Source organism: Kosakonia sp. MH5 (genome assembly GCF_009935945.1).
In the GTDB taxonomy this organism is placed as follows: Bacteria; Pseudomonadota; Gammaproteobacteria; order Enterobacterales; family Enterobacteriaceae; genus Kosakonia; species Kosakonia radicincitans.
In genome coordinates, this window is sequence record NZ_QODH01000020.1 from 1 (window position 1) to 11,129 (window position 11,129).

Genomic DNA, 11,129 nt, shown 5'->3' on the forward strand with positions numbered 1-11,129 from the left:
ATAAAACATAACGATGATTACCTGAGTGCCTACGCCCATAACGACACAATGCTGGTCCGGGAACAACAAGAAGTTAAAAAAAAAAAAAAAATAGCTACCATGGGTAGCACCGGAACCAGTTCTACACGCTTGCATTTTGAAATTCGTTACAAGGGGAAATCCGTAAACCCGCTGCGCTATTTGCCGCAGCGATAAATCGGTGCAAGGTTGTTGAAGACTCCCCATCTGAGCCGTTGCAGTGCGCGCAGATGCCGCTGCAACGGGCGCAATGAGGCGTTTTCAGGAGCGTTGCCCAGGGATCACGGGTAGGAGCCACCTTATGAATCAGAATACGCTGAAAGTTCATGATTTAAATGAAGACGCGGAATTTGATGAAAACGGAGCAGAGGTTTTTGACGAAAAAGCCTTAGTAGAAGAGGAACCCAGTGATAATGACCTGGCTGAAGAGGAGCTGTTATCGCAGGGGGCAACCCAGCGTGTATTAGATGCTACTCAGCTGTACCTTGGGGAAATTGGGTACTCCCCACTATTAACGGCCGAAGAAGAGGTCTATTTTGCACGCCGCGCACTACGCGGTGACGTCGCTTCCCGCCGTCGCATGATCGAGAGCAACCTGCGTCTGGTGGTTAAGATTGCCCGTCGTTACAGTAATCGTGGTCTGGCGCTGCTGGATCTGATTGAAGAGGGTAACCTGGGGCTGATCCGTGCCGTTGAGAAATTTGACCCTGAACGTGGGTTCCGTTTTTCAACGTATGCAACCTGGTGGATTCGTCAGACTATTGAGCGGGCGATTATGAACCAAACCCGCACCATTCGTCTGCCAATTCACATTGTTAAAGAGCTGAACGTCTATCTGCGTACCGCGCGTGAGTTGTCCCATAAGCTGGACCACGAACCGAGTGCGGAAGAGATAGCTGAACGGCTGGACAAACCGGTTGATGACGTGAGCCGTATGCTGCGTCTCAACGAGCGCATTACCTCAGTTGATACGCCGTTAGGCGGCGATTCTGAAAAAGCGCTGCTGGATATCCTGGCCGATGAAAAAGACAACGGTCCGGAAGACACCACGCAAGATGATGATATGAAACAAAGTATCGTCAAATGGCTGTTCGAACTGAACGCCAAACAGCGTGAAGTGCTGGCGCGTCGTTTCGGTCTGCTGGGCTATGAAGCTGCGACACTGGAAGATGTGGGCCGTGAAATTGGTCTCACCCGTGAACGTGTTCGTCAGATTCAGGTGGAAGGTCTGCGTCGTTTGCGTGAAATCCTGCAAACGCAAGGGCTGAATATCGAAGCGCTGTTCCGCGAATAAGCATCCTTTCAAGCCAAAAAGGCCGGTCGCAGATGACGCGGCCTTTTTCTTTTCTGCGGTTACGCTTTATCCATCATCTTTCTGATTAGCGCTGAAAAAGCGGTTTGCTCTTCGGCGCTCAGACGGCCAAGAAACGCCTGATCCACGCCGTTGCCGACGGGAATACTGCTTGCCAGCAGCCTTTCTCCTTCCGGCGTCAGATAGATAAACCGCCGACGCTTATCCGCCGGATCGTTTTCCCGCCGCACTAATCCCCGACTCTCCATACGGCTCAGCATCTCCGCCAGCGTCGCCTTGGTGCTGACAGCCACCTCCGTTAACGCAACCTGCTCAATGCCCGGGTTTTCTGCAATTGAGCGCATCACCGCGTATTGTGGCTTAGTCAACTCGGGCAGCGCCTGCTGCCACTGTGAGGTATGCTGTTGAAAAAGCTGGCGCAACAGGTGAAATGCTTCATTCCTTAATTTCATTAGCGCTCTCCATCATGATCTTCTTCTTATCATAGCGGCTTCTGCGCTGCTTTATAACGATCCTCAATTTCACTTTTCGTGCCGCAACGTTTTGGGATGCCTTGTCAGGATCGTTTTGCAGGCGTAGTGTATCTCATAACGTTCGTATACGAACAATATTGAGGTGGAGAATGAAGCTAATTGTCGGAATGACCGGTGCGACGGGCGCGCCATTGGCGGTTGCACTGTTGCAGGCATTGCAGCAGATGCCGCAGGTAGAAACGCATCTGGTGATGTCGAAATGGGCAAAAACGACCATTGAACTGGAAACCCCTTTTAGCCCGCGTGAAGTTGCTGCGTTGGCGGATCATTGCCATAACCCGGCGGATCAAGCGGCGACAATCTCCTCCGGATCGTTTCATACCGACGGCATGATCATCATTCCATGCAGTATGAAAACGCTTGCAGGTATTCGCGCGGATTATGCCGAAGGGCTGGTTGGACGCGCCGCCGATGTGGTGCTGAAAGAGGGGCGCAAGTTGGTGCTGGTGCCGCGCGAAATGCCGCTGAGCGCCATCCATCTGGAAAATATGCTCGCATTATCCCGCCTGGGAGTCGCCATGGTTCCGCCGATGCCCGCCTGGTACAACCATCCACAAACGATTGACGACGTCACGCTGCATATTGTCGCCCGCGTGCTGGATCAGTTCGGTCTTTCGCTACCGCAGGCGAAGCGCTGGGGTGGTTTGCAGGCGGCACAGAATTATTCACAGGAGAATGCATAATGGCTTTTGATGATTTACACAGTTTTTTACAGGCGCTGGACGAGCAAGGACAGTTGCTGAAAATCAGTGAAGAGGTGAATGCCGAGCCGGATTTGGCCGCTGCCGCGAACGCGACCGGCCGCATTGGCGAAGGCGCTCCCGCACTGTGGTTCGATAATATCCGCGGCTTTGTTGATGCCCGCGTCACGATGAACACTATCGGTTCGTGGCAGAACCACGCGATTTCGCTGGGATTACCGCCGAACACGCCGGTTAAGCAGCAGATTGACGAATTTATCCGTCGCTGGGATAAGTTCCCGGTCGCCCCGGAACGTCGCGACAATCCGCCGTGGGCGGAGAACAGTGTCGATGGGGATGACATCAATCTGTTCGATATTCTACCGCTGTTCCGCCTGAACGATGGCGATGGCGGTTTCTACCTTGATAAAGCCTGCGTTGTTTCCCGCGATCCGCTCGATCCCGATCATTTTGGCAAGCAGAACGTTGGCATCTACCGCATGGAAGTGAAGGGCAAACGCAAACTCGGCCTGCAACCGGTACCGATGCACGATATTGCGCTGCATCTGCATAAAGCGGAAGAGCGCGGCGAGGATCTGCCCATCGCGATTACGCTCGGCAACGATCCGATTATTACCCTGATGGGCGCCACGCCGCTGAAATACGATCAGTCGGAATATGAGATGGCGGGCGCGTTGCGTGAAAGCCCGTATCCGATTGCTACCGCGCCGCTGACCGGTTTCGATGTGCCATGGGGATCGGAAGTGATCCTCGAAGGGGTGATCGAAGGACGTAAGCGCGAGATCGAAGGGCCGTTCGGTGAGTTCACCGGCCACTATTCCGGCGGGCGCAACATGACAGTGGTACGCATCGATAAAGTCTCTTATCGCACGAAACCGATTTTTGAATCCCTTTACCTTGGCATGCCATGGACGGAAATCGATTATCTGATAGGGCCAGCAACCTGTGTGCCGCTGTACCAGCAACTGAAAGCCGAGTTCCCGGAAGTGCAGGCGGTAAACGCCATGTATACCCACGGTCTGTTGGCGATTATCTCCACCAAAAAACGTTACGGCGGCTTTGCCCGCGCGGTGGGTTTGCGCGCCATGACCACGCCGCACGGCCTCGGTTACGTGAAGATGGTGATCATGGTCGATGAAGACGTCGATCCGTTTAATTTGCCGCAGGTGATGTGGGCGCTGTCGTCGAAAGTAAACCCGGCAGGCGATCTGGTGCAGTTGCCGAATATGTCGGTACTGGAACTCGATCCGGGTTCAAGCCCGGCCGGTATCACCGACAAACTGATTATTGATGCCACCACGCCGGTTGCGCCGGATAACCGTGGCCACTACAGCCAGCCGGTACGTGATTTGCCGGAAACCAAAGAATGGGCTGAAAAACTGACCGCCATGCTGGCGAGCCGCCAAAAATAAGGAGCGAAAAATGATCTGTCCACGTTGTGCCGATGAGCACATTGAAATCATGGCGACGTCGCCGGTAAAAGGGGTCTGGACGGTGTACCAGTGCCAGCACTGTTTATACACCTGGCGTGATACCGAACCACTGCGTCGTACCAGCCGCGAGCACTATCCACAGGCGTTTCGTATAACGCAGAAAGATATTGATGACGCACCGCAGGTGCCGACGATTCCGCCGCTGCTGGCAGAAAATCAACGGTAACCGCATGGAAGCCCGGCCTGCACAGAATTGCTGGCCGGATTTGATCACTGCGCGGAAAACTTCCAGGCTGGATAAGCGCCAACCGGCAATCAGCGCCTTACACCAGGCTCTTCAGGCGGTAAATCCATTCCAGTGCCTGACGCGGCGTTAAGCTGTCCGGATCGAGGTTTTCCAGCGCTTCCACTGCCGGGCTGGTCTCTTCTGCCGGAGCCAACAGCGACATCTGCGTGCCGTCTATTTGCGTGGCCGCCGCATTCGGCGACAGGCTTTCCAGCTCGCGCAATTTGCTGCGTGCACGTTTAATCACCTCTTTCGGCACGCCCGCCAGCGCAGCGACCGCCAGACCGTAACTCTTACTGGCTGCGCCGTCCTGCACGCTGTGCATAAAGGCGATGGTATCGCCATGCTCCAGCGCGTCGAGATGCACGTTTGCCACGCCTTCCATTTTTTCCGGCAGTTGCGTCAGCTCAAAGTAGTGAGTCGCGAACAGCGTCAATGCCTTGATTTTATTCGCCAGGTTTTCCGCACACGCCCATGCCAGCGACAGACCATCATAGGTCGATGTTCCGCGACCAATTTCATCCATCAGCACCAGACTGTTTTCTGTGGCGTTATGCAGGATGTTGGCGGTTTCGGTCATCTCCACCATAAAGGTCGAACGGCCGCTGGCCAGATCGTCTGCCGCGCCGACGCGGGTAAAGATGCGGTCGATTGGGCCGATTTCGACTTTTTGCGCGGGCACATAGCTGCCGATATAGGCCAGCAGCGCAATCAGCGCAGTCTGGCGCATATAGGTACTTTTACCGCCCATGTTCGGCCCGGTGATGATTAACATCCGGCGCTGCGGCGATAAATTCAGCGGGTTAGCAATAAACGGCTCTTTCAGCACCTGCTCGACCACCGGATGACGCCCTTCGGTAATGCGGATGCCTGGTTTATCAGTGAAGGTTGGGCAACTGTAATTCAGAGTGTAAGCGCGTTCCGCCAGGTTCACCAGCACATCCAGTTCCGCCAGCGCAGAGGCGCTCTGTTGCAGGTCGCCCAGATGCGGCATCAGCAGATCGAACAGCTCCTCATAAAGCTGTTTTTCCAGCGCCAGCGCTTTGCCTTTCGAGGTCAGAACTTTGTCTTCGTACTCTTTCAGTTCCGGAATAATGTAGCGTTCGGCATTTTTCAGCGTCTGGCGACGTACGTAATGGATCGGCGCCAGATGGCTTTGCCCGCGGCTAATCTGGATGTAGTAACCGTGTACCGCGTTATAACCCACTTTCAGCGTATCCAGCCCGAGGCGTTCGCGCTCGCGGATCTCCAGCCGATCAAGATAGTCAGTCGCGCCATCCGCCAGACCGCGCCATTCGTCCAGTTCGGCGTTATAACCCGGCGCAATCACGCCGCCATCGCGCACCAGCACTGGCGGCGCATCGATAATTGCGCGCTCCAGCAGTTCGCGCAGTTCGCTGAACTCGCCCATCTTTTCGCGCAGCGCCTGCACCGGCGCGCTTTTCACTTCCGCCAGTTGCGCGCGCAGTTCCGGCAGTTGCTGGAAAGCGTGACGCATACGCGCCAGGTCGCGCGGACGCGCAGTGCGCAGCGCCAGACGTGCCAGAATACGCTCCAGATCGCCCACCTGACGCAGCACCGGTTGTAGCTCGCCGCAGTGATCCTGCAATGCGCCAATGGTTTGCTGGCGTTCCGTCAGCACTTTTGTATCGCGAACCGGCATATGCAGCCAGCGTTTCAGCATGCGGCTGCCCATTGGCGTTACGGTACAATCAAGTACCGAGGCCAGCGTATTTTCGACACCGCCCGCCAGGTTCTGCGTGATCTCCAGATTCCGGCGCGTCGCGGCATCCATAATGATGGTGTCCTGCTGGCGCTCCATGGTGATGGAGCGAATATGCGGCAGGGCAGTGCGCTGCGTGTCTTTGACATACTGCAGCAGACAGCCGGCTGCGCACAGGCCCCGAGGTGCGTTTTCCACCCCAAAGCCGACCAGATCGCGGGTGCCAAATTGCAGGTTTAGCTGCTGGCGGGCGGTATCAATTTCGAACTCCCACAGCGGACGGCGCCGCAGACCGCGGCGGCCTTCAATCAGCGCCGTTTCGGCAAAGTCTTCGGCATAGAGCAACTCGGCGGGATTGGTGCGCTGTAACTCGGCGGCCATGGTGTCGCGATCGGCCGGTTCGCTGACGCGAAAACGCCCGGAGCTGATATCCAGCGTGGCGTAGCCAAAACCTTTGCTGTCCTGCCAGATGGCGGCCAGCAGATTATCCTGACGCTCCTGCAACAGCGCTTCATCGCTGATGGTGCCTGGCGTTACGATGCGCACCACTTTGCGCTCAACCGGCCCCTTGCTGGTTGCCGGATCGCCGATTTGCTCGCAAATCGCCACGGATTCGCCAAGACTCACCAGCTTCGCCAGATAGTTTTCCACCGCATGATGCGGAACCCCGGCCATCGGGATCGGCTCACCTGCCGATGCGCCACGTTTGGTCAGTGAAATATCCATAAGCTGCGAAGCGCGTTTCGCATCGTCATAAAATAGTTCGTAAAAGTCGCCCATCCGGTAGAACAGCAGAATGTCCGGATGCTGTGCTTTCAGCTTCAGGTACTGCTGCATCATTGGCGTATGCGCGTCGAAATTCTCTAGTGTACTCATCAGTTTATGATGTCCATGTGCTTAAATTTTAACGAGCCGGCGATTTTTATCATTCTTGTTGCGTATCGCCTTGCCTCATTCACAAGCATTCTGAAGGTTTTCCCAGGAATGCGGAGTAAGCATGATAACGGAGTCTTTATGGCAGGAAAACAACAGGCAAAGCCACTGACGTTTAAAGCGGTAGAAATGATAAAGCCGGGTGACAAAGATAAAGCTGATATTCCGCTATGATCGTGATACCGCCATTGTAATGATCCTTTGCGGTGCGGGCTTACGGGCCGGGGAAGGGGCCAGCCTTGATCGCTGGGGCTATGACAATGGCATTCTTACAGTCAGGTAGGGAAAGGGGCGTAAATACCGGGAGATACACGTCACGGCAGCGGTAGATAAAGCCATCCGCGCGAAAGAGGCCAGGAATGCATTGCTTAACCGTATTCAGCGCAACGGCAAGGTTGCTCTTACAACGACCAGCCTAACTGGTATTCTGGAGCAGTTACCGCAATATGTTCAGGTCAGTAAACGATCCTGTCAGGTATGCGCTACCCAGCGTCAGTATTTCTTTCGCTCCATCTTTCGGATCGAGCAGTGCGATTTTAAGCGCTTCTTCATAGAGAACGTCATCAGTAAGAAATAACAGCAGCCGTTTATCATCCACCTGAACAGCAGCTTCTGGCACCTGTACAGGAACCATAATGTCCGCACCTTTTCCAGCAATCAGGACTTCATATTTTCCCATTGATGTCGGTATAGGTTCTTCCCTGAGTTGAAGTGTAACGTTGTCCGGCAGCTTAAACATGGTTAGTCCCGGAACCCATTGATGTCCCATGCGACTGCCAACAAAAGCACCAATAACCACGCATACAGGTGCGCCAGTGCCCCTCCCCCGGCTCCTGAAATTCCAGCACTACTGATTGCAGGTTGTCGTTGAGTCTCAAGCACTCTACCCGAGGGATGCTATTGCAAATGTCTTTCAACAAATCCTGACAATTTTAATCGCTTATAGTTTAGTTACCTTTAACTATTCTTAATTCAGAAATTAAGACTTAATGAGCATGGGTTTCCAAATAAAACAAAGAATTAAGTTGCCAGGGAAGATTTCAGGGATATTTATTTCCCCTGCATTTCTATTGTTATTCAACAGAATTTGTTGCCTGTCTTTGAAACTCATGGTAATAGAAAGCAGAAACTTTACACAAAACTAACAATGAGGTTACAAATGAATAGCAGCCTAAAATGTCTTGTTGTTGTTTCCGCTATTTTGTTGAGCGCATGCTCATCTATGGGGGGAGGAGAAGATAAATTCAGTGCTTCATATGTTCAATCACATATTGTTGAGGGTAAAACGACAAAAGCTCAGGTACAGCAACTTTATGGCGTTCCTGATGATAATGAAAAATCTTCAAATGGCACTACGTGGGTTTATCATAAAAATGCTGACTACAGCAGTGTATCTTCTCTGGCGGGCTACATACCGGGAGCGGGGGCTGTTAGCAGTGCACTGGGCATGGCCAACACAGCCAGCGAAGCATCATCAACAGCCGGTAAGCTTTCAGACAAACGCAGTGGAAATACTGAGATACACGGAAACCGCCTTTATATAACCTTTAACCGCAATGATGTTGTAGATTACTGGAGTATTAACTAGAAGCCTTTTAAAAGGGCTTTAATTTGTAATGCGGCTCAAATGAGCCGCTACGTAATACATATATTTCCAGGTTACACTGCAACATTGATGGACAGCGAGATTAATATATCTTCTTCAATCAAAACCCCTTACCGCCCGTAGCGATAATGCATCAATAGAAATAACGGAAGTCTAATCGTTATCACTCTGATGTGATAATCGTGTGGCTCCGGTACCTGAACGGTTATTTTTCTGCCAGCCTGGGAGGCCCAGGGCTCCAGAAGATGATATCTGTGCAGGGTTAATCGTCCTCAAACCTGACGCATTCTTCTTTTATCAAGGGCTTACCGGCGTACCCAGTTCGGCCTGTTTCAAGAAGACGCATCAGCTCTTCGCGCGAGATGCTGTGACAACAAATCAGATTGTCACCCGGAGTAACTGTAAGTATCCCGCTAAAACGAACCATTCACTTTCAGAGATCTTCCGACATATTCAATTTGCCAGCGAAGGAGATCGCTATGCGTAAAGCCCGTTTTACTGAGCATCAGATCATCGCTGACCTTAATCGAGAGGCGTTGTCGGTCGACGCTGGATCTGAAACCAGTGGTCCGAGTACTCGACAGCAGCGCGGCCAACCATGGATATTTCGTCATCGCTTCGTATGGATAATGACCCGGAGTTTATTTCTCCGACGCTGGCTGAATGAGCAGAGATGCATATGCGGTAAAGCTGGAATTTATTCGGCTGGAGAAATCCACTCTGAATGCTTTTATAGAACGCTTTAACCGAACATATCAGTATAGAAATACTCGATTTTTATCTGTTCAGAACCCTGAATGAAGTGCGGGAGATGACGGAATGGGGGGACAGAATACAACAATGAACGCCCGCACGAATCACTGAATAACATGACACTGGAGGAATACCGCCTGGAACATCAAAGGTTCGGGATCTCAAAAAGTGCATGGAACTAAGAATGGTCTACTTACATCAGGACGAGCTCACTGCTCTGGACAGTACTCTACTGACTGAGTCGTTGCGCTTCTCAAGCTAAAGGATATGTGGGGGTCAGGTAGCCAGATTTTCAGGAAAACATAAACAAAAATTACGTATCGTTAATAAATGTATTGATATATTTCTGAAAGTGAAAATTTGGGATTGCCGGGGGAATAACAGGGTGATTAACTTAAGACGTGTTTATCTTAGAAGTCACTATTTAGAATGAACAGTAAAACGAATATCGAAAGAAAATTTCTTAAACATCAGCATGCTGCAATTAAAAAACTACATAATAAATCAGATCTGCCAGGCGCAGATCTTCGGTTTATGGACTTACGGAGGCTTAATTTGCGGGATATTAATTTATCAGGTAGTGATTTATCTTTTAGTGATATTCGTGATACTGACTTTTCTTACAGTAATCTAAGGGGTGTGAATCTGAGTAACTGTAAAATGCAGGGCGCTAACTTTAATTATTCAGACTGTACATGCGTGGATTTTTCCGGGAGTGATTTTGATAAAGCAAGTTTCACTGGCGCCATCTCTGAGCGAGATGATCTTGCATCTGATACTCTTTCAGCACGACCACTGATCTCTATCTATATGCCGACATGGAACCGGGAAAAACTGACCATTAGAGCTATTTACTCTGTGTTAAAGCAGGACTATGAACACTGGGAACTCATTATCGTTGATGATTTCTCATCATCGTTTAAGTTGCTGCAAAAGTTTATATCCGACCTTAATGATCCACGTATTATTTATATTAGAAATGAATACAACTCGGGAGCATGTGCTGTAAGAAACCAGGCAATCCGTCTTGCTAAAGGGGACTTTATAACCGGTCTTGACGACGATGACGAGTGGCTTTCATCGCGATTGTCATCTTTTCTTTCATACCGATATAAACTTAACTATCACGGTTTTTTATATGCAGGAGACTATTTGTGTGAAAGTGCCAGCTATGACAGCATTGATGATCTAAAGATCTACCCCAAACCCAATTACAAAAAAAGTCTATTTGATAAGAAGAATGTTATTGGTAATCAGGTATTTACAGTAACAAGTCGTATGCAGAAAGTGCTATTCGATACAGAATTGACTGCGGCTCAAGATTATGATGCTTTTTATCGCCTCGCAGAAGTATATGGCTCTCCGTTTAAATTGGAAAATATTACACAAATCCTTTACGTCAATCATGGTGAGGTTCGTATAACGTGTTCTGGTAGAAAATTTTCCGGTTATTTAAATTTCTACAGGAAACACAAATCCAAATTTGACACTTCCAGTGTAAAATATCAATTATTTACTTTGTATTATATCAGAAACAAAAAAATGTCCCTTAAGACTTTAATGAGGTTAATGACTGTACGAAATTTTAAAAGATACTTCATGATGTACTCAAATTTCAGAAAGAGGAAGTTCTGATATGTAAAACATATTTGTACTCTTTAGGGTTAGGTTGTAAGCATACAAAATAAAGAATTATGTTTTATATTTATTGCTCTTGTTCTGTTCCAGAATTATATAGAGTGTTGCAGGGTTCAGTCAATGGGTGTGTCAGAAATGTTGTGACATTATCGACTATTTTATTACATAGCAGTCTGGATCTTTATCGGTGTGT

The 11,129-nt window shown here is 50.3% G+C and carries 10 protein-coding genes and 3 pseudogenes; 10 read left to right on the forward strand and 3 right to left on the reverse strand.

What is annotated here, in order from left to right:
- Positions 1-195: peptidoglycan DD-metalloendopeptidase family protein (locus DK872_RS26325; RefSeq protein WP_161519086.1), on the forward strand; the 195-nt coding region annotated here is incomplete at its 5' end.
- Positions 196-319: 124 nt separating this feature from the next.
- On the forward strand, positions 320-1,312 hold the full coding sequence (gene rpoS, locus DK872_RS26330) for an RNA polymerase sigma factor RpoS (RefSeq protein ID WP_007370393.1): 993 nt from the start codon (positions 320-322) through the stop codon (positions 1,310-1,312).
- A gap of 59 nt (positions 1,313-1,371) precedes the next feature.
- Here the strand turns inward: rpoS and DK872_RS26335 are convergent, their stop codons facing one another.
- Positions 1,372-1,782, reverse strand: a complete 411-nt coding sequence (locus DK872_RS26335; RefSeq protein ID WP_007370394.1) for a MarR family winged helix-turn-helix transcriptional regulator — start codon at positions 1,780-1,782, stop codon at positions 1,372-1,374.
- 170 nt (positions 1,783-1,952) lie between these two features.
- Between DK872_RS26335 and DK872_RS26340 the strand changes: the two genes are divergently transcribed.
- From DK872_RS26340 to DK872_RS26350, 3 genes are read left to right on the forward strand one after another with little or no spacing between them, the layout of a single operon-like run.
- Positions 1,953-2,546 (forward strand): non-oxidative hydroxyarylic acid decarboxylases subunit B, encoded by a 594-nt coding sequence (locus tag DK872_RS26340; RefSeq protein ID WP_161518394.1) that lies wholly within the window; start codon positions 1,953-1,955, stop codon positions 2,544-2,546.
- On the forward strand, positions 2,546-3,976 hold the full coding sequence (locus DK872_RS26345; protein WP_161518395.1) for a non-oxidative hydroxyarylic acid decarboxylases subunit C: 1,431 nt from the start codon (positions 2,546-2,548) through the stop codon (positions 3,974-3,976). The genes DK872_RS26340 and DK872_RS26345 overlap by 1 nt, the downstream gene beginning before the upstream one ends.
- A gap of 10 nt (positions 3,977-3,986) precedes the next feature.
- Positions 3,987-4,223: a non-oxidative hydroxyarylic acid decarboxylases subunit D gene (locus tag DK872_RS26350; RefSeq protein WP_007370397.1), complete on the forward strand. Its 237-nt coding sequence runs from the start codon at positions 3,987-3,989 to the stop codon at positions 4,221-4,223.
- 97 nt (positions 4,224-4,320) lie between these two features.
- Here DK872_RS26350 and mutS read toward each other — a convergent pair whose 3' ends face one another.
- On the reverse strand, positions 4,321-6,882 hold the full coding sequence (mutS, locus tag DK872_RS26355; RefSeq protein WP_035887689.1) for a DNA mismatch repair protein MutS: 2,562 nt from the start codon (positions 6,880-6,882) through the stop codon (positions 4,321-4,323).
- 232 nt (positions 6,883-7,114) lie between these two features.
- Here mutS and DK872_RS27725 point away from each other — a divergent pair.
- Positions 7,115-7,384, forward strand: a pseudogene (locus DK872_RS27725) (site-specific integrase); the annotation flags it as partial.
- On the opposite strand, the gene DK872_RS26360 reads toward DK872_RS27725, so the two are convergent.
- Positions 7,376-7,678: a hypothetical protein gene (locus tag DK872_RS26360; protein ID WP_007370400.1), complete on the reverse strand. Its 303-nt coding sequence runs from the start codon at positions 7,676-7,678 to the stop codon at positions 7,376-7,378. The pseudogene DK872_RS27725 and the gene DK872_RS26360 overlap by 9 nt on opposite strands.
- 420 nt (positions 7,679-8,098) lie before the next feature.
- Here DK872_RS26360 and DK872_RS26365 point away from each other — a divergent pair, with 420 nt between their 5' ends.
- The 4 genes and pseudogenes from DK872_RS26365 (at position 8,099) to wcaA (ending at position 10,933) form a co-directional block, all read left to right on the forward strand.
- On the forward strand, positions 8,099-8,527 hold the full coding sequence (locus DK872_RS26365) for a hypothetical protein (RefSeq protein WP_107147135.1): 429 nt from the start codon (positions 8,099-8,101) through the stop codon (positions 8,525-8,527).
- A gap of 509 nt (positions 8,528-9,036) precedes the next feature.
- Positions 9,037-9,480 (forward strand): annotated as a pseudogene (locus DK872_RS27730) (integrase core domain-containing protein); the annotation flags it as partial.
- A gap of 247 nt (positions 9,481-9,727) precedes the next feature.
- Positions 9,728-10,036, forward strand: a pseudogene (locus tag DK872_RS27860) (pentapeptide repeat-containing protein); the annotation flags it as partial.
- Positions 10,037-10,045: 9 nt separating this feature from the next.
- Positions 10,046-10,933, forward strand: coding sequence for a colanic acid biosynthesis glycosyltransferase WcaA (gene wcaA / locus DK872_RS26370; protein WP_255416478.1), 888 nt, complete (start codon positions 10,046-10,048; stop codon positions 10,931-10,933).
- Positions 10,934-11,129 lie beyond the last annotated feature (196 nt).

Bases quoted from the DNA above. Each gene is read 5' to 3' on its own strand.
- rpoS (WP_007370393.1), top strand. From the start codon at position 320: ATGAATCAGAATACGCTGAAAGTTCATGATTTAAATGAAGACGCGGAA.
- DK872_RS26335 (WP_007370394.1), bottom strand. From the start codon at position 1,782: ATGAAATTAAGGAATGAAGCATTTCACCTGTTGCGCCAGCTTTTTCAA.
- DK872_RS26340 (WP_161518394.1), top strand. From the start codon at position 1,953: ATGAAGCTAATTGTCGGAATGACCGGTGCGACGGGCGCGCCATTGGCG.
- DK872_RS26345 (WP_161518395.1), top strand. From the start codon at position 2,546: ATGGCTTTTGATGATTTACACAGTTTTTTACAGGCGCTGGACGAGCAA.
- DK872_RS26350 (WP_007370397.1), top strand. From the start codon at position 3,987: ATGATCTGTCCACGTTGTGCCGATGAGCACATTGAAATCATGGCGACG.
- mutS (WP_035887689.1), bottom strand. From the start codon at position 6,882: ATGAGTACACTAGAGAATTTCGACGCGCATACGCCAATGATGCAGCAG.
- DK872_RS26360 (WP_007370400.1), bottom strand. From the start codon at position 7,678: ATGTTTAAGCTGCCGGACAACGTTACACTTCAACTCAGGGAAGAACCT.
- DK872_RS26365 (WP_107147135.1), top strand. From the start codon at position 8,099: ATGAATAGCAGCCTAAAATGTCTTGTTGTTGTTTCCGCTATTTTGTTG.